Annotated in this window: 16 protein-coding genes; 2 read left to right on the plus strand and 14 right to left on the minus strand. The window is 56.3% G+C overall.

From position 1 onward, the window contains the following. Window positions 1-43: 43 nt before the first annotated feature. From AC2FI8_RS07760 to AC2FI8_RS07770, 3 genes are all read right to left on the minus strand, one after another. Window positions 44-1,306, minus strand: coding sequence for an HlyD family type I secretion periplasmic adaptor subunit (locus AC2FI8_RS07760; RefSeq protein WP_496778242.1), 1,263 nt, complete (start codon window positions 1,304-1,306; stop codon window positions 44-46). A 62-nt stretch (window positions 1,307-1,368) separates the two neighbouring features. Continuing rightward, window positions 1,369-3,465: a peptidase domain-containing ABC transporter gene (locus tag AC2FI8_RS07765; protein ID WP_496778244.1), complete on the minus strand. Its 2,097-nt coding sequence runs from the start codon at window positions 3,463-3,465 to the stop codon at window positions 1,369-1,371. Then, window positions 3,462-5,165 (minus strand): ABC transporter transmembrane domain-containing protein, encoded by a 1,704-nt coding sequence (locus tag AC2FI8_RS07770; RefSeq protein ID WP_496778246.1) that lies wholly within the window; start codon window positions 5,163-5,165, stop codon window positions 3,462-3,464. Before AC2FI8_RS07770 ends, AC2FI8_RS07765 begins: the two co-directional genes overlap by 4 nt. A 179-nt stretch (window positions 5,166-5,344) precedes the next feature. Between AC2FI8_RS07770 and AC2FI8_RS07775 the strand changes: the two genes are divergently transcribed. Further along, a complete protein-coding gene (locus AC2FI8_RS07775) occupies window positions 5,345-8,623 on the plus strand; it encodes a PA14 domain-containing protein (protein ID WP_496778248.1) in 3,279 nt (1,092 codons plus the stop codon). A 6-nt stretch (window positions 8,624-8,629) separates the two neighbouring features. Here AC2FI8_RS07775 and AC2FI8_RS07780 read toward each other — a convergent pair whose 3' ends face one another. From AC2FI8_RS07780 to bioB, 6 genes are read right to left on the minus strand one after another with little or no spacing between them, the layout of a single operon-like run. Continuing rightward, complete coding sequence (locus tag AC2FI8_RS07780; protein ID WP_496778250.1) at window positions 8,630-9,388, minus strand: methyltransferase; 759 nt, start codon at window positions 9,386-9,388, stop codon at window positions 8,630-8,632. Next, window positions 9,385-10,005 carry a pimeloyl-ACP methyl esterase BioG family protein gene (locus tag AC2FI8_RS07785; protein ID WP_496778251.1) on the minus strand — a complete coding sequence of 207 codons (621 nt, stop codon included), beginning with the start codon at window positions 10,003-10,005 and terminating at the stop codon, window positions 9,385-9,387. The genes AC2FI8_RS07780 and AC2FI8_RS07785 overlap by 4 nt, the downstream gene beginning before the upstream one ends. Further along, the gene (bioA, locus tag AC2FI8_RS07790; RefSeq protein ID WP_496778252.1) at window positions 10,002-11,288 is read right to left on the minus strand and encodes an adenosylmethionine--8-amino-7-oxononanoate transaminase; all 1,287 of its coding nucleotides are present in this window, start codon (window positions 11,286-11,288) and stop codon (window positions 10,002-10,004) included. The genes AC2FI8_RS07785 and bioA overlap by 4 nt, the downstream gene beginning before the upstream one ends. After that, window positions 11,285-11,905 (minus strand): dethiobiotin synthase, encoded by a 621-nt coding sequence (gene bioD, locus AC2FI8_RS07795; RefSeq protein ID WP_282119389.1) that lies wholly within the window; start codon window positions 11,903-11,905, stop codon window positions 11,285-11,287. The genes bioA and bioD overlap by 4 nt, the downstream gene beginning before the upstream one ends. After that, window positions 11,902-13,035: an 8-amino-7-oxononanoate synthase gene (locus tag AC2FI8_RS07800; RefSeq protein WP_496778255.1), complete on the minus strand. Its 1,134-nt coding sequence runs from the start codon at window positions 13,033-13,035 to the stop codon at window positions 11,902-11,904. Before AC2FI8_RS07800 ends, bioD begins: the two co-directional genes overlap by 4 nt. Beyond that, the gene (gene bioB / locus AC2FI8_RS07805; RefSeq protein WP_496755924.1) at window positions 13,032-14,012 is read right to left on the minus strand and encodes a biotin synthase BioB; all 981 of its coding nucleotides are present in this window, start codon (window positions 14,010-14,012) and stop codon (window positions 13,032-13,034) included. The genes AC2FI8_RS07800 and bioB overlap by 4 nt, the downstream gene beginning before the upstream one ends. Window positions 14,013-14,401: 389 nt before the next feature. Between bioB and AC2FI8_RS07810 the strand changes: the two genes are divergently transcribed. Next, complete coding sequence (locus tag AC2FI8_RS07810; RefSeq protein ID WP_496778257.1) at window positions 14,402-16,381, plus strand: bifunctional 2',3'-cyclic-nucleotide 2'-phosphodiesterase/3'-nucleotidase; 1,980 nt, start codon at window positions 14,402-14,404, stop codon at window positions 16,379-16,381. A 102-nt stretch (window positions 16,382-16,483) separates the two neighbouring features. Here AC2FI8_RS07810 and AC2FI8_RS07815 read toward each other — a convergent pair whose 3' ends face one another. From AC2FI8_RS07815 to AC2FI8_RS07835, 5 genes are all read right to left on the minus strand, one after another. Continuing rightward, window positions 16,484-17,593: an AI-2E family transporter gene (locus tag AC2FI8_RS07815; RefSeq protein WP_496778259.1), complete on the minus strand. Its 1,110-nt coding sequence runs from the start codon at window positions 17,591-17,593 to the stop codon at window positions 16,484-16,486. 6 nt (window positions 17,594-17,599) lie between these two features. Further along, window positions 17,600-18,391: a TIGR03084 family metal-binding protein gene (locus AC2FI8_RS07820; protein ID WP_496778261.1), complete on the minus strand. Its 792-nt coding sequence runs from the start codon at window positions 18,389-18,391 to the stop codon at window positions 17,600-17,602. A 100-nt stretch (window positions 18,392-18,491) separates the two neighbouring features. Continuing rightward, the gene (locus AC2FI8_RS07825; protein WP_496778263.1) at window positions 18,492-20,465 is read right to left on the minus strand and encodes an acetyl/propionyl/methylcrotonyl-CoA carboxylase subunit alpha; all 1,974 of its coding nucleotides are present in this window, start codon (window positions 20,463-20,465) and stop codon (window positions 18,492-18,494) included. Window positions 20,466-20,520: 55 nt separating this feature from the next. Beyond that, entirely contained in the window at window positions 20,521-22,140 is a 1,620-nt protein-coding gene (locus tag AC2FI8_RS07830; RefSeq protein WP_496778265.1) for an acyl-CoA carboxylase subunit beta, read from the minus strand. Next, a complete protein-coding gene (locus AC2FI8_RS07835) occupies window positions 22,140-23,924 on the minus strand; it encodes an acyclic terpene utilization AtuA family protein (protein WP_496778267.1) in 1,785 nt (594 codons plus the stop codon). The genes AC2FI8_RS07830 and AC2FI8_RS07835 overlap by 1 nt, the downstream gene beginning before the upstream one ends. Window positions 23,925-23,990 lie beyond the last annotated feature (66 nt).

Genomic DNA, 23,990 nt, shown 5'->3' on the forward strand with positions numbered 1-23,990 from the left:
AAGCAAGAATGGTTCTATGATTACAAAGATTTACAGCTGCAAGCTAACGCTCTCTGAATGCGCGTTCCATTGTCATCTGCACCGGCTTTAACAGGTAGGAAAGCAGGGTCTGTTCGCCGGTCGTCATTTCCGCAACAACGGTCATCCCAGCTTGAAGCGGACGCTCCCACGGGCCCGTGCCAACCTTGGCTTCGGTCAGTTTAAACGAGGCCCTGAAATAGGTTTCACCGGTTTGTTCATCCGTCAGAGGCACAGGATAGATGGATTGCAGGCGTCCTTCGACCTTACCGAAACGTCGGGCATCGAATGTGTCTACGCTTACTGAAACCGGCTGTTCCAACTCAACATGGCCGACCTCGGAATTTGCGATACGTGCTTCTACGACCAAAGCGCGACGGGTCGGCAAAATCTCAAAAATCACTTCGCCCGGCGCGATGACTTCCCCTGGGTTAGGATATGTTACCGCCTGAATAATTCCACGTGCTGGGGCAGAAATACGCAGTGCCGACAATTTTGAGTTTACGACGTCCAGCGATATCTCCAACTCCGCGCGCTTTTGCTCAAGTTCGGCCCATCGAGTTAGCACCTCATCTCGCAACGCCAGGGTTTCTTCAGCTTTGGCTGCACGGGCCAGCATCAATGCGCTCTGGGCTTCGGCAAGGCGCACCTGGGCGTCCGATGCAGCCGCGCGAACCGCGTCCACTTCATCCTCTTCCTCAAGGAAATCGCTCAGGGATTTTAGACCCTGCGTCCGTAGCTGCGCATATCTCTCCAGAATCTCCTCTTTCTTTCGAACGCGGGCCTGAGCGAACTGCGTGGCCCGTGTCAGGATATCCAATGTCCCCTCTTGCTGCTTGATCGTGGCCAGCTGAATGCGTTGGCCTTCAGCATAAAGGTCCAACCTTGCCGCTGCAGAAATCAGGCCCTTGCCTTTGAGCGCATCAATTTCCGCCTTGTCAGGCACAGCTTTGCGATCCAATACCGCCAGTACAGCGGACGCTGTGGCCAAGTCTCGCTGAACCGCAGCAAGCTGGCCCGACGTGACGTCTCTTTCCCGCGTCAGATCCGGGTGATGCAGTTCAACCAGTAAATCCCCCGCCTCAACCAACTGGCCATCGCGGACATGAACAGCCCGGACAATACCGCCGGGCATCGTTTCGATTTGTGGATACGCGCCAACTGGCAGGATCGTCCCTGGGGCGCGGGTTACCTGGGGAACAGTAGTTTGCCCTGCCAGAACCACCAAGCATCCAACCATGGCCGAAACCGCAAGCGAGAGGAAGGCCGCAAATCTAGGCCGCCGCATTCGGCGCCTCCAATTTGCACGTTGCATTGGACCGGACGTGTCACGTTTCTTTGGACCTGATTTCACTGTGCCCTCCCAAGCGTTTTCAATACGGCCTGAAGTCTCTTGCGCCCCGCATCACCAGCGCTGTTCACGACAACCTTGTCGCCATTCAGAAAGATGAAACGGTCGGCGATCTGCATGAATGAGCGATCCGCCGTTGCGATTATCACAGTCCTGCGCCCTTGCTGCGCGCGAATCCAGTTTCTGAAACACATCCGTCGATGATCAGACAGGCCGTTGGTTGGCTCGGAAAACAGATAGACCGAAGAAGGGCGCGCCATGCTGCGTGCAAGAACCAGCGACTTTAAGGTTGCCGATGGCATCTGCGCCAGGTCACTGTCGGTCAAACGAGTGTCGATGCCGTCTGGCAGAAGACCTTGGTCATCCAGCAAATCCATGTCGGTCAAAGCAGACATTATGTTGTCATCAGTAAGAGACGGCGAAGCCAATCGAAAGTTCTGGGCAACAGTGCCGTAGAACATCGACATGTTATAGGTGGCGTAGGTTATGGATTTACGCAATTCGTCCCTGGCAATCTGACGAATGTCGATGCCGTCATGTTCAATCGTACCAGCCAAAGGCGTATTGAGGCCGTCGATCAGATCAAGCACCGCTGTGCGACCTGCCACATCGCGGCCCATGACCAGTACCACTTCGCCCGGATCACAGTTGAAACTGGCTTGCGAAAGGACAGGCGCGTTCAAAGGGTCCGGCCGGTACGTGACAGAGAAAAATGCAATCGCGCCGCTTAAAGTTTTTTGGTGCGTTTGTTCCAGCCCCACTTCGATCTCTTCGCCAAGATCAAGGACGCGATCCGCCTGATTTCGACTGCTTCGGAAGGAAAGGATCTGGGGGAAGCTGGAATATAGAGACTGAATCGGCGCCAGAATTTTGGACACCAACGCAATCGAGGCGATCAACGCACCAAAGCTGATATCACCGCGCAACGCGCCATGCGCGCACAAGATGATTGCCCCCATCGTCGCAAGTGCCGTGACGGATTGAGCCAATGATTGCGCGAGCGCCTGAAACTGACGGCTGCGGCGCGCGGCCGTTTCTGCGCGCTGTGCAAGAGGCATGCAGCGGTCCAACCATTGGTTTTGCATCCCCAGATTTGCAATGGCCCGCTGGTTAAGAATAGCGTCCTGAACGCCCGACTGGCTAGCGGCGGCGGCCTCTGTCGTTTTTTGATCCAACCGTTTTTGATGTGGGATGATGATTGCGCCAAGCAAGACAAGAAAGACCGCCAAGCCGAGCGTCAGCAGCGCGACCTGCGGTGCGAGATATGCAAGGACCGCAAAGGAAATCACCACGAATGGCAGATCCAGAAGGGTCGTCATGACCTGCCCGGTAAATGCATCGCGCAACGATTCGAATTGGCGAAAACGCGATAGCTGTTGGTTTACATCCGTTTTCCCGAGCTGGCTCAGCGGCAGTGACATCAGTTTGCGAAACAGCACAATCATCAACTGACGCTCTCCACGCCAGCCAACATATGCCAACGCCCGCGTGCGCGCATGGCGGAAGCACAGGTCTGACGCACCCACAATCACCACACCGATCATCAGCGAAACCAGCAAACTAACAGAACCCGACGGGATGACCCGCTCATAGATGCCCATGATCAGCAATGGCGCCATAAGCCCCAGAACGTTGGACAACAACGAGGCGATCAGCAGCCAGGGCAACATCGGGCCTAATTCTGCGAATGCCGAGCGGACAGATGTGAACCGCCTGTCTGTCTGGTGATGCGTGAAGCGGTCGATCCGGACGACGGTGCACCATCGGCGGCCGGGCTTGAGGTGGTTCAGATCTGGGTTCAGATCGTCGTTGATTTGCAGCGTGCCGCCCGTCCGGGCCAACGCCAGGTAGCAGGCACCATTGTCCGGTATTATCAATGCCGGGCATTCGTGATCCGTGATCTCGCGTTCACGACATCTGATCTGCGTGTAGGGGATATGGAGGTTTTCCAACGTCTCGAAAATGTCATCCGGGTGGAGCCGATCCAGCACGTGCGGAAACGCCTCAAGCAGCCGGTCTTCACTATTGCGCCACCCACCCGCCGAAAGCAGTCTAAATAGCATCCCGCTTGCAATCTGAGTGTTCATTACGGTCATGCAGCACCCTTTTTCCAGGCTTCCGCGGCAGTGCGTTCAAGATCTGCGTCCACCGCCCATGCCGCCAGATCCAGGGCGTTTGAAGAACTTAAGCGAACGCACTTGTCCGTTATCTTCCTCATCCGAGGGTCCGGGCTTGCCACAAATATCGTGGGCCGCGGTGACACGGATTGGAGGTAATCCGCCAAAGCTTGGCGTTCCGTTGTATCTAGAACCGCTGTTGGTTCATTCATCAAAAGCACCCGCGGCCGCAGCGCCAAGGCCCGTGTCAATGCAATGAGATGCCGGTTCACCGGGTCGGCCTCAAACCCGGTTCCGGTGTTAAGCTGGGTTGCATAACCCATGGGCAAACGGTGAATGCGTTTCTCTAGCCCAAGGGCGACGGCAACTTGCTTGGCGCGATCAACGGTCTCTGCGTCACCAAAAGCGCTGATGTTTTCAAGCAGTGTTCCCGACAGGATCGCGGGCTCGGCTTCGAGCGCAACCAGCGCGTCCTGCCCGCGCAACCCGATCAACTGTGATGCCCGCAAGCCGCCAATGAACAATCTACCCTCATCTGGCTCTCGCTGCCCCGTCATTGCGTCAAACAAAGCTTCGACCATCCAGCTTTCTTCGGGCTCAATCAAAACGCCATGCCCTTGCTCCACCTGTAAGTTGAGGGGCAAGAAAGCTCTCCCCTCTCCTTTCAAACGGCGCATGGACAAACCGGACACCTTGATCTGACCCAAGTGATCGCAGGAAAGCCCTGCACTTTGCCCGATTTCAAGCTGTTCCATTTCGTTCAATCGTGCTTGTGAAATGGCAGAGTTTTCCGACTGAACCCACATCGCCATGAGTTTGGTCAAAGGCTGGATAATTCGGCCATTCAACAGCATGCAGGCAGCCAATTCGGCGATACCGATCAGGTTGATGATCACCAAGTAGGCCCCCAGCAGCCCCATCGCGGCAACAGTCATCTGCGAGAAAATGGCTCCAAAGCTTTGTGCGAAGCTCGAGAAATGGATCAGCTTTTTGCTGATATCGACGGTCTGATCTTCAAGCAATTCAAAGCGGCGGGCCATTTGTGGCTCCATCCGGTTTGCCTTGATCGTGGGCATATTCGACAAAATCTCGGACAAGAACGCGTATCGGCGTGTGTCCAGGGACTTGCGGTGCTTGAACAAAGCCCACTGCCCCCGCTTCATGACCGCTGCGAAGATGATCACAACGCAGAACGCGCCCAATGGCACCAAAATCAGCCACCCCCCGATCAATCCGATCAAAATCGCAAACAAGACTGTAAAGGGAAGATCAATCGAGAGTGTTTGCCCCTGCCCTGAATGGTAGTCCCGCAACTGGCCGATAGCTGCGTAGCGTTCCGCATAATTGCTGGCGGGTTCGCGCGAGAAGGCCAGAGAATTCGCGTTCAGGACTTTGGTCATAAAGCGGCGGTAATTCCAGACCGCTGCCCCCTCAGCCGTGGTTGTCAAAAGGACGGCACGGCACTGTCTCAGCATCAGCTCCATACTGGCACCGATCACCAGTGCCACCGTCAATACGCGCAGCGTGTCTGTAGACTGAAATGGGATAACCCGATCGAATATCAGCAAGATGGAAATCGGCATCAAAAGCGACAGAACATTCATAGTCAGAGAGGCAACCCAAAGCGGGATATCAAAGTGAGGAGCCGAAATGCGACCAACAAATCCACGCGGTTCCATGATGCTTTCCACCCCCTTGGTCATTTCAGCAGGAGTGGTCGGTTTCCGTTTAAGACCCGTAAATTCCCCGGCGCATCTTGCCTAGGATTTACCTTTAAATTTAAACGCTTAGTTACCAAATATCGACGGACGCGTGTTACCAAATTCGGTGAATCAGTTGTTGTTTGGGGAATTGTGCGATGGGTAAACAAGAGAACGACCTGAATTTTCACACAAGGTCCGCACAGGCGGATATGGACGAACAACACGAGATCGCCTCTCATCTTTCCCGCAATGTTGTCGGGCCAAGCGAAGATCCGACGCGCAGTTCGTTACACACAGGCCAACAGTTCTCTGGGACAATGGAACCTAGCACTCGGAGCGAAGGTGCCCCGGAAGAGTTGAACCCACGCACCGTGCATGCACAACAATCCGGCAACGTCACAAACGCTGATCCTGTCGCCCACACTTTGCATTCAACGAGCTCGTCGGCTGGGTCAATTGCACAGAACCCCAAGGCAGAGGCGACGGAAATTGACGAAAGCGCCGCCGGAATGGAAACATTCCGTGCTGCAATTTCAACGCCCCAAACAACCGAAAGTGTGGCAAAAACCCATGTAAGCGGTCCGGCCTCTCGTCCAGAGCCGCCAAGCGTACCCAATCTGGATGCAGCGCCGGCAGTTTCAACCGACACACAGACCGAAAACAACCCGCCACAAGAGGTCACTCTGGAGAACACATCTGTTGCGGAGAACGCCAATGGCGCGGTGATCGGAAACATTTCCATCGTGGACCCGGATGCATCGGACACGCACAACATTGACATCTCGGACGACCGTTTGGACATCGTTGACGGCAAGTTGCAGCTAAAGCCTGGCATTGTTCTGGACCATGAGGAAGCGGCACAGATTGAGGTCGTCGTCACAGTCACAGACTCTGGCGGGGCCAACCTGACCGAGCGTTTCATCGTGGACGTTCAGGATGTGAACGAGGGTCCGACAAGCCTTGTGCTGGACAATACCTATGAAAACCTCATTCAGAATGGCAGTTTCGAAGAATTTGACTTGGATAAAGGCAGGTGGAAAGGCTTTGGCTCGGATGAAAGCGGGTCCTGGCAAGACGCGCATGGAATGGAAATCTGGGATCATTTAGGCGGTACGAGTGCATCCGATGGCGATCAGCTGCTCGAGATGGATCATGGTCGGGGCATCGACAGTATTTCCCAGGTCGTCCAGACAGAGGATGGTCAACTCTATGATCTGGGCGTTGACCTGCGTGAGCGTCTAGCAGGTGGAACCGATACGGTCGAGGTCTATTGGAACGGCAATCTGGTGGCGGAGCTGGACCCGCAATCCGCAGATTGGGAAACGTTCCAGCTGCAGGTCGTTGGGACCGGACAAGACACGCTGGAACTGCGCGAACCTGAGGGACAGAATGATACCTACGGTGCCTTGGTTGATAACATCACACTGACCGCCGCAGAGCTGACCGTAGCCGAAAATGTTGATGGGGCCGTTGTCGGGCAGCTCAGTTTTGAGGATCCGGATCAGGACGACACCCATAGGTTCGAAATCTCGGATGACCGGTTCGAAGTCATCGGTGGTCAACTGCGTCTGAAACCCGGTGTTGCGTTGGACTATGAAGAGGCATCCTCGGTCACCGTTGATGTCACGGTGATCGACGCAGGCGGGTTGCGTCACTCCGAAAGCTTTACTGTCAATGTGGCGGATACGGACGAGATGACGTTTTCGTCAGGGTTTCACGCCAAATATTTCGACGTTGATCATCGTCTTTCCAAACTGGAAGACATCAACTGGACCGCAGAACCGACCCATGAAGAGGTTACGTCCGAAATCAACTACGCTAACGGTCACGACACATTTTGGGATGGAGGCGCGAAAGACACGTTCGGCGTCCAGATCAATGGCAGCATCGAAGTTGAGCAAGGCGGAACATTCACTTTCTTTCTGGGCGCCGATGATGGGGCGATGTTGGTAATCAACGGCCAACAGATCGTTGAAAATGACGGGCTGCACGGGTTTCGAACTCGAACAGGTGAAATTGAGCTTGAACCGGGAACACATTCGATCGAAATCCGATACTTCGAAAATTACGGCCGGGCTGGACTGAAGCTTGAATGGGAGGGCCCAGGTCTTGACGAACGTGAGGTGGTTACAGCCCCAGACGTGTCCGCGGCCCAAACCGTTTCGGGCGTGCCACTTGCCATTGGTGTGGATATGGGAACGCTCAGCGTGACCGATGAAACCACGTTCGAACTGACAGGTCTGCCGACTGGAACAATTGTCGAGGCTGGCGGAACCGCATTCGCGGCAAATGTGGACGGGATCGCAGAGATGGAAGGCTGGCAAGGTGAGATGATCACCATAACACCGCCGCCAGAGTTTGCGGGAACAGTCGAAGCAGCCCTGCATCATTCTACGCCGACCGGTGAAAACAGCAGTCACGACGGCGTACAATACCTGACTTTCGAAGTAACTCAGGCTGACCTGCCCTCACCAGATGCCAAAATTGTGGGCGGATTCCGTGCCAGTTATTTTGACATGGACAACAGGGTGTCAAAGCTGGACGACATCGACTGGTCCGCTGACCCGACGCATCAGGAATTTATGCCTGAAATCAATTTTGATAACAGTCGCAACTCATTCTGGGAAGGCGGTTCAAGGGATACGTTTGGGGCAAAACTCGAAGGTAAAATCACAATAGAAGAAGGCGGTTCTTACACTTTTTTTGCCGGTGCGGACGATGGCGTAGCACTCTTCGTCAACGGCGTTAGGATCGTGGACAATGTTGGTCTGCATGGGTTCCGAACGCGGTCCGGAGAAATCGACCTGGAACCCGGCACTTATGATATCGAAGTTCGGTATTTTGAGAATTACGGTCGTGCAGGATTGAAATTGGAATGGGACGGGCCGGACACAACGGGGCGCGAGCTTTTGCAGGCTGACCCAGCCCCAAATTTCGGCGAAAACGGGGCCTTTGCAGTCGCAATCGAGATGGACCAAGCAAGTGATCAGACTGCTGTATCTTTGGAAGGGCTGCCACCAAATACTTTGCTGATCAGCGGTGAGGATTCACTGATGACAGATGGCGGCTCTGCGGATCTATCCGACTGGGATCTCGACCTTCTTGAGATTTCCCCGCCCCCAGGATTTAAAGGCGCAATCGAAGGGGAAATCTTGGTGACGGACATCGGATTTAACGGGGCGCAATTGACTTCAGTGACTTCCTTTGCGCTGGACGTCGGGCAAACAGATGAAATCGCAAAAGACCTTGCCCCTGATCTGTCCGAAACGCTTGCTGCAACAACACTGGTTGAACCGCCCGCGCCGTGGCACTTGGATTTTGCGCAAAGTGACGCGGAAACCGGCGGCGATGTCATGGCCGAAGCGGTACTGACCAACCCGGGCTCTGAGATCTCGTGTATCCAGACCGAAGCCTATGAGCGCATTGATTGGTAGCGGCACTCAACCATGTTTGCGGGCCACGATCCACGTCGGGTTATATGTCAGGGACACGCCATCATCGTCGCCAAAGTGCCGGACATATTGTTCCGTGAATTGGGAAAGACTGGTTTTGGTCCAGACCTTCTGCGCGCGCCCGTTGACCCCAGTTCTTCGAAGGTGATTGAGAACGCCTCGGGGTGTATCAAAGTGCAGTGCAGAAAGGCTTTCGCCGCAACTGATTATCTCTAACTGGCCTTCGACTGCCGCGGCCAAATCTTCAGATTGGCACAGGCCCGGCGCTTTGGCTGTGGAGCCGACTTTCACCAGCTCCCGGTACTGTTCTGGTCCAAAGCCCGAAACCGCCAACCACCCTCCAGGAGCCAATGCGTTGGCCGCCTTTTGCAAGAAGGTTGCGGGATCGAACAGCCATTGGATCATGGATGCGGAAATGACCAAATTGGGCTGAGATGGCCATTCAACAGTTTTGGCATCACCACACAAAAAGTCCGCGCCGACCGCAGTTGCGGTCTCAGCCGCTTCGGGCGACAGGTCATTGACCGTCAACTGACCAATGTCGAATGCGCTACACACCCGATGCGTGAGGTGGCCGGTACCACACCCAAATTCCAAACCGGCCGGGAAACGATCCGGCGCGCCGCCGGCCCGCATCTCATGGACCAGCCGATCCGCGATTTTGGCCTGCTGGCTCGCCGATCCGTGGTAGCTGCGGAAACTGCGACTGAAACTGCGCTGGACGCGGTCTGCGATCTGCACGTTCATGAGACCCACTCCTGCCAGTTCTGACCGTCGCCAAACGGGACATGCGGGGTGGCAATACCACGCACGGCAGATTGTTGGTGCGCCCATGCCGCCTCTTGCGCCGGCGTTGGGATAATTCGGTCCCGCTGGGGGATCCAAATCCGGTCAAACGCCACCTCGGGTGCGCCACCACGGTCGATCACGGCGTGAAGCTCTGCCTGCGCAGCCTCCAGATCAATTTCGGGAACCGGCCCGTTCAATCCGGCGCGGCGACAGAACTTTGCGAAACTGGCTGCGGTCAGGTTTTCCGCCGTGGCGCGGATCATATCCGGTGCGATGCCACGCTCGGGGTCAGCCGGACATAGCGTGCCGCTGACGGCAATCAGCCGATCGGGACAAAATCCAGTTTGCGTCAGCCAGTGGCCCGCAGATGCGACACCAAAAGAAAAGGCAATCAGATTGACCCGGTCATATTGCGCAATATCAGGCAGAGGATCGTCAAGGTGGCGGAAGTCGTCGACGAATAGCACATCACCGCGCCCTGAAAGCCCAGCAAAAGGCGCAGCCCCCAGCGCCCAACCGCCAAAGATCAGGATCAATTCATCCGTTCCGGAATGCGATAACCACCGCTGTTTCATGACATGCCTTTGACGAGCGAGATCATGGCCGATGTTACACGGCTCAATTCATTCGCAGAGATGATGTAAGGCGGCATGCAATAGATGTTGCGGGCAAACGGGCGCAACCAAACGCCGGTATCGGGTGCCAGCGCATGCGCGACCGCGGGATCAGCCCACTGCTCCATTTCGATGACCCCGATCGCGCCAAGCACGCGCACATCGGCAACGCCTGGCAAGTCACGTGCGGGGGCAAGTTCTTGCTTCATCTGGTCGGCGATCGCGTGCACTTCGGCGCGCCAATCTCTGACCGATAGTTGGTCCAGACTGGCCACCGCGGCAGAACAGGCCAGCGGGTTGGCCATATAGGTCGGGCCATGCATCAGAACGTTTGCTTCGCTTTCGCCAATTCGGCGCGCGACATCTTCAGTCGTGGCGGTCGCGGCCAGAGTAATATGTCCGCCTGTCAGCGCTTTGCCCATGCAGATGATGTCAGGAACCACTTCGGCATGACGCATCGCGAACAGTTCGCCCGTGCGACCAAACCCAGTCGCGATTTCGTCAAAAATCACAAGAATTCCGTACGCTTTACACAGGTCTTGCGCGCCTTTTAACCACTTGGGGTGATAGAAATACATGCCACCCGCGCCCTGCACCACAGGCTCAAGGATCAGGGCCGCGATCTGATCGGCCTTGGCTTCCAGCAGCTCAGCCAGTGCATCCAGCCCATTCAGGGTTGGATCATCCGTCCATTCCTGATCAAACGATATCGGTGGGCGGGGCAGGAAATGTTGGATCGACAGCGCGCCGCTGAACAGCCCATGCATCCCATTCTCGGGGTCGCAGACGCTCATCGCTTTCCATGTGTCCCCGTGGTATCCGCCGCGAATGGTCGCAAATTGCGTGCGCCCCGTGTGACCCAGCGCCATCTGATACTGCACAGCCATTTTCAAGGCGACTTCAATCGCGACCGATCCGCTATCGCTGTAGAAAATGCGATCCAGCCCGTCAGGCAACAGCTCGACCAGCTTGCGACCCAGTTCAATAGCGGGTCGATGCGTCAGGCCACCGAACATGACATGGGGCATTTGCCGCAGCTGTTCCTGCATCGCAGCAGTAATGGCCGGATGACGATGCCCGTGCACCGCACACCACCACGACGACATAGCATCGATCATCCGAGTGCCGTCTTCCCGGGTCAGCCATACCCCTTCGGCCTCGGTGATCAGATGCATCGGACCGGGGTTCAGAACATTCGTATAGGGATGCCACAGGTGGCGGGCATCAAACTCCAGAGCGGTCACAAAGCTCTCCGAATTGTTGCGGTGTCGATCACATGGAAGGCATCCGATAGCGTTTCCCGCGTCAGGGTTTCAAGATACGGCAAGCGTCCCAAATAGGTAACCTGACACATCTCGGCGATGGTCTGTTCAACCTCTGGCTCAGCGTCGCCTACAAACGCTACGCCCAAAACGTTGCAACCTGCACCCCGCAAGGCCATCAGGGACAGGCTTGTGTGATTGATCGTCCCCAACGCGGTCCGGGCCACAAGAACCACGGGTGCCTGCCACCCCGAGATGACATCAAGGAAAAAGGTCTTGCGGTTCAGCGGCACCATGATCCCGCCTGCCCCCTCGACGACCAAGGGGCCGTTGACCTGCGGCAGCGCAAGTCGATCCGGCGAAATCTCGACGCCCATGTCTTCGGCCGACAAATGGGGTGAGGCTGGCATGTTCAGGCGATAGGCTTCCGGCAAAATTTCGGCACGGGAAAGCGCCGCGACGGTTTCTGTGTCCGTTGCATCCTCAAGCCCGGATTGCACTGGCTTCCAATAGGTTGCGCCAAGCGTGGCCGTCAGTCCCGCAGCAAAAACCGTTTTTCCGACGCCGGTGTCGGTGCCCGTGACGATAACAGCGCTCATGCCGCCTCCGTCTGTTGATGCGCCAGTGTTTCGAACAGAGCGCTTATGTCATCCTTGTCCACGTTGCCGGTGATCGACACGCGCAGGCGCGACGTGCCCCGTGGCACGGTCGGCGGCCGGATACCACGGACATCAAAACCTTTGGCCTGTAACGTTGCGGCCATTTCCATGGTTTTGGCGTCATCGCCCAGAATAATGGGGATAATCTGGCTGTTCAGCGCCTCTTGGGGTGTTCCGATCTGACGTGCGATGGTATGCGCGTGGCGGGTTCGGGACTGGGCGTTCAGTATCAACGAACGATCCGTTTGCAGATGCTGCAGCACCGCCCGAACCAAGGCCGCATTGAAGGGCGACGGGGCTGTCGCGAAGATAAACGGCCTCGCGCGGTTGATCAGTGTTTCGATCATCACCCGCGGGCCGCAAATCAACCCGCCCGAAACCCCCAATCCTTTCCCGCAGGTGTGCAGAGTCAGCAGATCAGCCTTCAGGCCATGTGCCAAGCCTCTACCGTTCGGACCAAAAACTCCGGTCGCGTGGGCCTCGTCCACGACCAATATGGCACCATGTTCAAGGGCGAGATCCGATAGCGCGTTCAGAGGCGCAATGTCGCCTTCCATGGAATAGATGCTTTCCACGGCGATCCAGATTTGGCCTGTTCCGCCCTCTGCCAACCATCCCTCAATTGCCAGGCGGGCCGCTGCCACATCGTTATGGGCAAACGCACGTGTTTGGGCACGCCCCATCCGCATGCCTTCATGCGCACTGGCATGAACCAAAGCGTCATAAAGGATCAGGTCTTCGGCTGCTGGGAGGGTCGAAAAAATTGCCTGATTTGCCTGAAAACCCCCGCCCATGAACAAAGCCGCCTCAGCGTTGAAAAACGCGGCAGCCTCATGTTCCAGCGCCTCATGCTCAGGGTGATTGCCCCGCAACAGACGAGAGCCCCCGGATCCCAGTGGCACACCCCGCCCCAATGCCTTTTGGGCTGCATCCCGCAGGAGCGATGATTGTGCCAAACCAAGGTAATCGTTGGAAGCAAAGTCCCGACCGCGCCGAGGTGCCAACACCCGGCGACGATGCCGGGTGCCCAGCAATTCAAGCATCGAGCTCAGACGACTCAATGCCTTCATTCAGCAGCGTCCAGACAGGATTTTTCAACTGACGTTTCTGCCTGTAGACCCAGCTTCTTGAACAGAATGGCGTCAGTGTCTTCTTCGGGGTTTTCTGCCGTCAAAAGCGTTTCACCAACAAAGATCGAGTTCGCACCGGCGAAGAAGCACATGGCCTGCAATTCCTCACTCATATCGCTGCGCCCTGCGGACAGACGAACATAAGACTGCGGCATCATTATCCGCGCCACGGCTATTACCCGCACAAAGTCGATCGGGTCGATGGGCTTCGCGTCTGCCAATGGTGTGTCTTCCTGCGGCATCAGCATATTGATCGGCACTGAATCCGGCGCCGGGTTCATATTGGCCAAAGTGACAAGCATATCGACCCGGTCCTGAACCTCTTCGCCCATTCCGAGGATACCGCCGGAACAGACTTTGATACCCGCTTCCTGCACACGGTTCATCGTGTCAATCCGGTCTGCAAAGGTGCGAGTGGTGATGACTTCGGGATAGTACCGCTCAGATGTGTCGATGTTGTGGTTGTAATAATCGAGCCCTGCGTCGCGCAAACGGACCACCTGATTGTCGTCCAGCATGCCAAGGGTCATACATGTTTCCATCCCCATCTCGCGCACGCCTTCGACCATGGCAACAAGGGCATCCATATCCCGGTCTTTGGGTTCGCGCCACGCAGCGCCCATGCAGAACCGGGTTGCCCCGCCGTCGCGGGCCTTGCGGGCTTCGGTCAGAACGCGCTGAACCTCTATCAGTTTCGAAGCCGACAGTTTGGATCCGTTCCGTGCTGATTGCGAGCAATAGGCGCAATCTTCGGCACAGCCACCTGTTTTGATCGACAGCAGTTTCGATGTCTGGACCTTGTTGGGATCAAAGTTCTCCCGGTGCACTGTCTGCGCGCGAAACAGCAAATCCATCAGCGGAAGGTCATACAGAGCTTGAGCAGCGTCGCGGGACCATATCGGGGAGGTATTTTTCATTTTATAGATACTTTTCGAGAACTCTCATGGCTACACATTCTTTTATAGATAAAGATCGTTATCACAACCAAATTTTACCATCTGCGTCACTCAGGCGGAAAAACGCGGATGCTTGCAATGGTCCGCTGTGCCAACGCCGCTTTAGCAAACGATGCGGAACATTCTATCCCAATGCCGCTGTCGCTATTTCCGCAATATGCACCGCGCGATAATCAACCGTCTCAAATCGACACATGTTGCCATGATTGGGTAAGCAGATCACAATGGGCATCAGTACCAAACATTCCCGCATGCGCCGCGCCGCTGCAAACGCTTTGGATACCAGTGTCACACGGTTGTTTTGTAAGTCATGCAGAAGGCGCGTTAGCCAACATATTGAAAGGTTCCGAATGACCTCCTCCAGCCATTTTTCGATGTCTCGCCGCCAGTTCCTTGCCACAACTACGGCCAGCGCCGCCGCAATTACCCTACACCCGTTTTCGGCCGCTGCTGCCGACAATCAGGCGCATCTTCGGATCATGGAAACCACCGATATCCATGTGCATGTCTTCCCTTATGATTACTACGCAGACAAGCCGCGCGATACCGTGGGCCTGTCGCGCACGGCATCGATCATCAACGATATTCGGTCTGAGGCGACCAACTCGTTGCTGGTAGACAATGGTGACTTTTTGCAGGGCAACCCGATGGGTGATTACATCGCCTATGAACGCGGCATGAAGGAAGGCGACGCCCACCCGATCATAACCGCATTCAATACCGTCGGCTATGACGCTGCGACCTTGGGTAATCACGAATTCAACTACGGCTTGGATTTTCTGGAAAAGTCGCTCGCTGGCGCAGATTTCCCTATCGTGTTGGCCAACATCGCCAAAGAACAAGGTGCAGGGCCACGCGATGATAAGACCCTGGTCAAGCCTTACGCCATTCTGGACCGCGAAATTGAAATGGGCGACGGCAGCAAGCATCCAATCAAGGTTGGCGTTATTGGCTTTACCCCACCACAGATCATGAATTGGGACCGCAAGCACCTTGAAGGGAACGTTCAGGCTCGCGACATCGTTGAAACGGCGCAAGCCTATGTGCCCGAGATGCAAGAGCAAGGCTGTGATCTGATCATTGCCCTATCTCATTCGGGCATCGGTGAGGCCGATCATACAGATGGGATGGAGAACGCCTCAGTCGTGCTGGCCGGTGTTGAGGGCATCGACGCGCTGGTCACAGGCCACAATCACCTGGTCTTCCCTTCGCCCACCTTTGCGGATCGTCCGGGCATCGACGTCGAAAAAGGCACACTATTGGGCAAACCGGCAGTCATGGGCGGATTCTGGGGCTCGCATCTGGGTCTGCTGGACCTGCTGCTGGAACGCGACGGGAATGAATGGCGCGTTGTAACAACGACATCCGAGGCGCGCCCGATCTCAAAGCGCAACGAAGATCGCTCAATCACCGCGCTGGTTGGCGACGACCAGACAGTTCTGGATTCGGTTGCCAAAGATCACGACGAAACACTGGCATATGTTCGCCGCGCCGTAGGGAAGACGTCCGCGCCTTTGCACAGCTATTTCGCGCTCGTCGCGGATGATCCGTCGGTGCAGATCGTGTCGATCGCACAAAAATGGTATGTTGAAGAGATGATGAAGGGCACCGAGCACGAGGGGCTGCCCATCCTATCAGCCGCAGCCCCCTTCAAGGCCGGTGGCCGTGGTGGGCCAGAGTATTACACCGACGTTCCAGTGGGCGATGTGGCCATCAAAAACGTGGCTGACCTGTACCTCTATCCAAACACCGTGCGGGCGGTTCGTGTGAACGGCGCGCAGGTCCGGGGTTGGCTGGAGCGTTCGGCAGGCATGTTCAATCAGGTTGAGCCCGGCTCGGCCGACGCAATCCTGCTGAATCCAGAGTTCCCATCCTACAATTTTGATGTAATGGACGGCGTGACCTATCAGATCGACCTGTCGCAGCCCTCGCGATTTGGACCAAAAGGCGAAGAAGTAAACCCAGACGCGGCGCGGATTGTGAACCTGTCCTTCAACGGCACGCCGGTTACGGATGACATGGAATTCATCATCGCCACCAATAATTACCGCGCGTCTGGCGGTGGGTCCTTCCCGGGCGCATTGGGTGACACGATTGTTTTCGAGGCCCCAGACACCAACCGCGACGTCATCGTGCGTTACATTGTCGAACAGGGCACAATCGATCCAAAGGCGGACGCCAACTGGTCCTTCGCCCCGCTCGCAGATACCACGGTGCTTTTCGAAACCGGCCCCAAAGCGCGCGACTATATGAGCGACGTCAATGGAGTGGTGATCGAAGACGCCGGCGAAGGCGCCGATGGTTTCGCCGCGTTCCGCATCAAGCTTTAAACGCCAGAACTTATGAACCGACCGTCACCCCGACCAATGGGTGGCGGTCGCGCACCAAAGATGACGAATTATTCGATCACTTAAAACCGGGCTTTGGAAAAATCAGTCAAGTTCACCGCTTTCTGACATCAAAATCGCCAGCGGTCGCGTAGAATGGATTTGCGACAAGATGATCATCACCACGGCAGTCAACGGTATCGCCAATATGGTGCCTGCCAGACCCCACATCGCGGTCCAGATCGTCAGCGAAAACAGCACCATAAACCCGCTCAGGTTCACCGAGTTTCCGACCAGGCGGGGTTCAAGGAAGTTTCCGACAAACAGCTGAGCGGCCATGAGCGCGATCAGCGCGACACCGGCGTGCCAGATGCCGCCGAATTGCACGAGGCTCAGCATGACGGGAAACAGAACACCAACAATGGAACCCAGGTATGGGATATAGTTCAAAAGGCCGATCAATATGGCCCAAAACATTGCGAACTCGATGCCAAGCAACAACATGATCACATATGAGATCACAGCCAAAATGACGTTGATCAGGGTCTTTGCGCTTAGGTAGCTGCCGATTTTCTGGTTTATCTGGGCGACAATTTGCAGCGACCGGTCAGCTGTTTCGGCATCACCCAAAGCCTTTCTAACTTTTTCCGGCATATCGTCCAGATCGGACAGGATGAACACAATATAAAGGATTGTCATCAACATGACCGTCCCGAAACCCTGCACTGTGGAAAGCGTCCCCTGCACAAAACCCAAAACATCGAACTTGCCAGCAATCGTCTGCTCGATCGTGGACCAGTCTGGCAGTTTTTTGACACCAAGAATTGCCATTGCTGAGTCAACCAGCGCTTTTAGGTTGGTTTGGTACCGCGGGATATTCTGGGCGACCGCTTGTGCGTTTGCCTCAAGAAAGAACCCTATCAGAACCAACGTTAGAAATATGGCAAGCAGCGCAAGCAAACGGCGCCCGCGGCGTGGTATGTGGCGCAACCCCGGAACACGGCCGATTGTCGAGGCGGTCGAGTCCAGAATGTATATCCCGATTATGCCTAAAAGCACCGGAAGAAGGATACTTTTGCCCAGCACCAGCAGCCAGCCGATGACAACAGCGACGATCAGGCCAGATGCAAGTTTTGTCACATTAAACAGCAGCATATCTTCGCTTTCGGTCGGACGGGTGGTTCCTTTTGTGCCGGGTTCAAGGCTTACATTCAACTTCTTTCACGCGATCTGCGCGCCCCGAGCGCGGTGACGGCTGCCCGGTGCAGGAGGCGTTTCGCGACCACCGGCAAAACACTGGGCGATTGACATCCATTCGGCAGCAACCGGCCCCTCCACCTTCAGCGATGTATCTGCGATGTTGCGGGTTTGGGCTGAGACCTGTGCAAACTCTACCGCAGGTCCCGTTATCCGATTGTCCCCCGGTTCACCGAACTCCCATAAGGCTCCGGAAGGTGCGGTCAGTTCAAGTCGCGGCATCGCCTCGGGCACAGGTTTGTCGTTGACCTGATAAGCCCAACCAAAGGTGTTCACTCCCAGAATGACGATGTTCTTGACTCGGTCCTGTTCGACGCGCTCGACACCAAGAACGTCAAAAATCTCTTGCCCGTGTGCCCAAGTCTCCATCTGGCGGGCCGTGATCGACGAGCGTACAGACATATCCGGACCGGCCCATTTCACCCGGTGCTTGGGATCGAGATCGGCCCAACGTGTGCCAATATCTTTGTAAAGTGTCCGCCAAGCATCGCGCAGCTCGTTCCCACGCAGCAAAATCGCTTCGTTCTCGGCTGCGCGCAGCCCTTCGGCATTGGCTTTGACAAACAATGCGCCAATGCGCGCAGCAAATGCGTCGGGGTCCTGAAGCGACAAATCGGCCATCTGGTTCCAATAGTGCAGATGCACCAGAACATCGTTCAGCGTCCATCCCTTGAACTGGGTTTGGTTTTCCCATTGGTCGCCCGAAATATCGGCTAGAATGGCAATCAATGCCTCGCTTTCTTGCAAAAAATCCATTGCCTGTTGCACTGCTTGTTCCCTCGATTTTGTGTTTGCCTATTCGATGTCCCCGGATGCAGTGCCTGAGCGGCGGTAGCCGACACACACCCAATTCTACCTATGTTTCGTCAATCTCGATCATAACATCCCCCGCCGCCACCTGTTGTCCGATCTCAACGTGTACAGAGGTCACGACGCCCGCAACGGCGGCAGTGATTTGGTGCTGCATCTTCATGGCTTCGAGAACGGCCAGACAGTCGCCATTCGAAACGCTTTGACCAGGTCTTGCCGCCACCTCGACCAGGGCACCCGGCATGGGGGCGGTGACGCGACCGCTAGCGATCGTTCCCGCATCCAATGCACCGGGACGCAGGCGTCGAAACGTCAGGCGCTCGGCGCCGATGGCGATCTGGGCCGTGTCCCGGGTTATGTGTGCGGTGGCGTCGACGGTGTTGTCATTTATGCGTGCCCGGACCTTCCCGCTGCTGCGCTTGATGAACGAGACATCAAACGCGTTGCCCTCAACCCATACCGTCCATCCATCAGGGCGGGCGAGTGCGCGCGTTTGTATCTCTTCGTCCCCATATGTAAGCGTCACGGCGAACGGCGGCAACGCTGCGCTGGACCAACCCAACTGTTCGGCGGATACGTAGCCCGACGCCGCCCTTGCGCGGGATTGATCCGCATCCAACAACAGCGCAGCCGCCAAGGCGATGTCCGGCGCAGTTACCCGGTACGCAGGAAAGCCCCGGGGGTAGGTCCGATCCAAAAATGTTGTCGTTGCATCACCAGCAATGAAATCTCTGTGCTGCAGCACATCTGCAAGAAACCGCGAATTTGTCACCGTTCCCAGCAAAATAGATTCGTTCACAGCCTTGATCAGCCGCGCACGTGCCGTTTCGCGGGTTGGACCATGCGCAATGATCTTTGCAAGCATGGCGTCATAGAAAGGCGATACCTCCTGCCCTTGTTGAATGCCGGAGTCCACACGCACTCCGGGTCCAGTCGCAGCCTGCCAGAAATCAATTGGACCGGTTGCCGGTAGATATCCGTTAGCGGGGTCTTCGGCATAAAGCCGCGCCTCAATGGCGTGGCCGTTCATGGTGACGTCTTCCTGAGAGATCGGAAGGGCGTCACCCTGCGCGACAGCGATCTGTAGCGCCACTAGGTCGATGCCAGTGACCATCTCGGTGACAGGATGCTCAACCTGCAGTCGGGTGTTCATTTCAAGGAAATAGAAAACGCCGGACGGTTCCAATAGGAACTCCACGGTTCCGGCGCCGCGATAGTTCACCGCACGGGCCGCCTCAATCGCCACGGCTCCCATTTTTTCGCGCAATTCTGGCGTCATGGCGGGGCTTGGGGCTTCTTCGATGACTTTTTGGTGGCGACGCTGAATCGAGCATTCCCTTTCGCCCAGATGAATTACGTTCCCGTACCTATCGGCAAAAATCTGAAATTCGATATGGCGCGCATCACCGATCGCTTTCTCAAGGATCAATTTGCCGGATCCAAAAGCGTTCTCGGCCTCGGATCTGGCAAGCGCAATCGCCTCAGAAAGAGCGTCGGCGGATTGGACCACGCGCATTCCGCGTCCACCGCCACCAGCTGCGGCTTTAACCATAATGGGAAAGCCGATCTTGTCCGCTTCTGTGACCAGAGCGGTATCCGATTGATTATCGCCTTCATACCCTGGAACGCAGGGAACGCCCGCGCCAATCATGAGGCGTTTGGCGACGGCCTTGTCGCCCATCAGCCGGATCGCTTCGGGATCGGGTCCGATAAAAGTCAGACCCGCGGTCTCGACTGCCGCTGAAAAACCCGCATTTTCGGACAAAAACCCATAGCCCGGGTGAATTGCCCCTGCCCCGGCTTTCTGAGCGGCAGCAATGGTCTTTTCTGCGTTCAGATAGCTATCACCAATCGGCCCTTCACCGATCCAAACCGCCTCATCAGCAAGTTCGACATGGGGTGCCCGCGCGTCAGCGGTTGTATAAACGGCCACTGTGCGCAGCCCAAGCGACCGGGCGGTTCGCATGATACGCGCGGCGATTTCCCCACGATTGGCAACGAGAAGCGTGTCGAATGTCATGCCTCAGCCTCTGCTATCTGTCTTGGATGTGAATTTAGTGAGCTATGCGGCATGGTCAGAACCTGTGCACCCCGTACGAACTGGGTTTGACCGTTCGCGCGCGACCCTCAAGGCAGGTTTCAAGGCAAAAACCCAGCACGCGCCGCGTGTCGCGGGGGTCGATGACGCCATGATCGATACACCGGCCCGAGGTGTAAAACGCATTCTCCTGTAGTGTGAAATGCGCTGTGATCGCTGCCTTCTGCGCTGCCAGTTTGGCTTCGTCGGGGTCGATCCCTTTGCGTTTGAGCCCTGCGCGCGCAACCAGTTCCATCGTCCCGGCGGCTTGCTCGCCGCCCATCACGCCCGTTGCCGCATTGGGCCAGGCGAACAGGAAGTCCGGGTCATAGGCGTAGCCGCACATCCCGTAATTGCCCGCCCCGAAACTTGCCCCGACATAGAGCGTGATCTTGGGCGCATCGACAGATGTAACGGCCTGAATCATCTTGGCCCCATGTTTGATCATGCCGCTTTGTTCATATTGGGTGCCGACCATGAACCCTGTGATATTGTTCAGAAAGATAAGGGGAATGTCAGCCTGACCACATAGCTGAATAAACTGCGCGGCTTTGTTCGCGCCTGCAGGATCCAGTGGCCCGTTGTTTCCAAGAATACCCACTGCGATACCATTGATTGCGGCCTGCAAACAGACAGTCGCCGAGCCATAGTCGGGTTTGAAATCCTCAAAGTCCGAGCCGTCTACTATGCGGGCCACGACCTCGCGGACGTCATAGGGGACACGGTAATCGGTTGGAACAACGCCTGCGATCTCATCCGCATCATATTTCGGTGGCTGCACTTCTTTGCTGCGACGCACAGGTAAAGATTTGTTCCAATCCAGCCGGGCCATCACGTTCCGCGCCATTTCGATACCGTGCGCATCATCCTCGGCCAGATAGTCGACCAGCCCGGATGTGGTGGCATGCATCTCGGACCCGCCCAGATCGCGGTCATTGGCCTTTTCGCCCGTCGCCGCGTGAACCAAGGCTGCACCGGCCAATGCGGCCATACCATTGTTCTTCACGCCGACAACATAGTCTGCAAGGCCTGGCATATAAGCCCCACCGGCGGTTGACGGGCCATGCAGTACTGCGATGTTGGGCAGGCCAGCGGCCGAATGGCGGGCCAGATTGCGGAACAGTTTGCCGCCATTGGCCCAGAATTCGACCTTGTATTCCATCAGGTTTGCACCGGCGCTTTCGACAAGATGCACAAATGGCAGGTTCTGTTTCAAAGCCATGTCCTGCGCGCTCAGGAATGCTGTCGCTGACATCTCGACCATTGCGCCGGCCTTGATTCCTGAATCGTCGATGATGATCATGCAGCGCACGCCCGAGATGAAACCGATGCCGATGACCAATGACGCGCCCGGAACCGATTGCTCGGGATCGTCTGTATCGACGCAGTAACCCGCCAACCCGTGCAGTTGCAAAAAAGGCATGCCAGGATCCAACAGTTGGGTCAAACGGTCACGGGGTGTGATCTGCCCCCGGGCCTCCATCCGTTCGCGCCGTTTCTCTGACAGGGCGACAGGACGCGCTTCAAGCGCGCGCATCTCGTCAACAAGAGCCAACATATCGGCTCGGTTCTTGGCGAAGCTATCAGAATCGCGGACGACTTTACTGACAAAACCCATCAGTTTTCTCCTCGCTCGGTGTATGAGGATAACTCTGCAGGAATCCTGATCGGTGTGGCTAGCAATATCTGGGCATAACTCTTGCCTTGCGCGTCGTTGCGCAACGAGGCAACGCCACCGCCACCCAGCGCATTGTGCAGCAGAATGTTCATGGAATGCGTTCCTGGAAGATGGAACCGTTCGACCCTGCCGGATAGATGATTAGAAAAAACATCGGCCAGCGTCGTTTCGGTCAACTCAGCCCAAATATAGGGCAAAAAGATAGCATGGCGTGCAATGACCCCAATGTTTGCGGTGTCGCCTTTGTCCCCCGATCTTGCCCAGGCCAAATCTTCCAAAGGGCATGTGATCCAATCGGTCACCTTTTCATCGGCTGTTTCTGGGGCTTTTGCCGGGACAGGTTCCGGGTCTTGTGGGGACGTTTTCGGCGGATTGTAGGCGATCTGCTCCCCATCCATCGTTACGCAATAGGTCAGCGTGTCGTTTGGCACCAAGAAGGAAAACAGGGCAACGACTGGCGAGGGTTTTGGACGCCCTCCTCCGGTAAAGATGTGCAACCCCGGCGGTGCGGCCAGTGCGCACCCGGTCATCTCGCGTAGGAATACTCCAACTGCGCGAGGGTCGTCGTGTTTCACGGCTGCCTTGAACGAGATCTCTTCGTAATCGCCGTCGCCAGGCCGACCTCCGAAGGTTTCAAACGACACCTCGCGATAGTCGGGAGAACCGATCTGGTGGAGGACAGCGCGCGCACGATCCAACCCCGCTTGGGCAAAAGCCTTCGCCTTTTGTCGTGCCTCACGCCCGTTGATCAGAATCGTCATGCCCGCGCGATAGCCATCCGCCCAGGTGGCGGACACTTTGAGCTGCCCTGTCGGCGCGCGGCCTTTTGCACCCGAAACGGTTACATGGTCTGGCTCGGATTGCTTAATCTTGGCATTGGAAAAGTCGCAAATCACGTCAGGCAGAATATAAGACTGCGGGTCGCCGATCTCATACAGCATCTGCTCGCAGACCGAAGCCGGGGTCACACATCCCGTCGTGCCCTGCGGCTTGGTCAGGACCAGCCCGCCATCAGCGTTTACCTCGACAATTGGATAGCCGATCTTGGCGATGTCGCCTGCCAATTTCCAGTCCGTGAAATTGCCTCCGGTGGCTTGCGGACCACATTCCATCAAATGCCCTGCAAGCGACCCGGCAGCCAATAAGTCGTGGTCTTCGGGCCGCCATCCAAAATGATACATGCACGCCGCCAAAGTCAGAGCGCTGTCGACGCAGCGGCCTGTGATGACGATATCAGCACCGCCGTGCAGCGCCACCAATATCGGCCCAGCCCCAATATAAGCATTCACCGAGGCGATCTTTTCGATCAGTGGCATCGGCGCACCGGAAAACATCTCAGTCCGATCGACAAACTCAGCCACACGCGGCAGCAGGTCGTCGCCTTCGACCACTGCAACTTTCAAGTTCAATCCCAACTCTGCAGATTTGCGACGTAATTCATCAGCACAGGCAACTGGGTTGACCCCGCCTGCATTTGACAAGACCTTGACGCCTTGCTCGGCGATTTGGGTTAAATTGTTGGCCATAACGTCAGAGACGAAATCCACCGCATATCCCTTTTGGGGGTCTTTAAGACGGGCGCGGGCCATGATCGACATGGTGATTTCGGCGAGGTAATCGTAGACCAGAAAATCGAGCCCTGGGGCACGCAGCAATTGCTGTGTCGCATGAGGGGCATCCCCCCAAAAACCACTTGCTCCTCCGATCCGCAGAGAATGTGTCACGCCACGTCTCTCCCGCTTGTGTGCGATCCGCGGTTTACAGACCGACTGTTCTGTTTTTATGATCTA

This window comes from Ruegeria sp. CDSB029, assembly GCF_059611125.1.

Coding starts and splice junctions, on each gene's coding strand:
- AC2FI8_RS07770 (WP_496778246.1), bottom strand. CDS start 5,165: ATGGAACCGCGTGGATTTGTTGGTCGCATTTCGGCTCCTCACTTTGAT.
- bioD (WP_282119389.1), bottom strand. CDS start 11,905: ATGAGCGCTGTTATCGTCACGGGCACCGACACCGGCGTCGGAAAAACG.
- AC2FI8_RS07820 (WP_496778261.1), bottom strand. CDS start 18,391: ATGGATTTTTTGCAAGAAAGCGAGGCATTGATTGCCATTCTAGCCGAT.
- bioB (WP_496755924.1), bottom strand. CDS start 14,012: ATGAAAAATACCTCCCCGATATGGTCCCGCGACGCTGCTCAAGCTCTG.
- AC2FI8_RS07785 (WP_496778251.1), bottom strand. CDS start 10,005: ATGAAACAGCGGTGGTTATCGCATTCCGGAACGGATGAATTGATCCTG.
- AC2FI8_RS07775 (WP_496778248.1), top strand. CDS start 5,345: ATGGGTAAACAAGAGAACGACCTGAATTTTCACACAAGGTCCGCACAG.
- AC2FI8_RS07810 (WP_496778257.1), top strand. CDS start 14,402: ATGACCTCCTCCAGCCATTTTTCGATGTCTCGCCGCCAGTTCCTTGCC.
- AC2FI8_RS07800 (WP_496778255.1), bottom strand. CDS start 13,035: ATGAAGGCATTGAGTCGTCTGAGCTCGATGCTTGAATTGCTGGGCACC.
- AC2FI8_RS07760 (WP_496778242.1), bottom strand. CDS start 1,306: ATGCGGCGGCCTAGATTTGCGGCCTTCCTCTCGCTTGCGGTTTCGGCC.
- AC2FI8_RS07765 (WP_496778244.1), bottom strand. CDS start 3,465: ATGACCGTAATGAACACTCAGATTGCAAGCGGGATGCTATTTAGACTG.
- AC2FI8_RS07830 (WP_496778265.1), bottom strand. CDS start 22,140: ATGGGTTTTGTCAGTAAAGTCGTCCGCGATTCTGATAGCTTCGCCAAG.
- AC2FI8_RS07825 (WP_496778263.1), bottom strand. CDS start 20,465: ATGACATTCGACACGCTTCTCGTTGCCAATCGTGGGGAAATCGCCGCG.
- AC2FI8_RS07780 (WP_496778250.1), bottom strand. CDS start 9,388: ATGAACGTGCAGATCGCAGACCGCGTCCAGCGCAGTTTCAGTCGCAGT.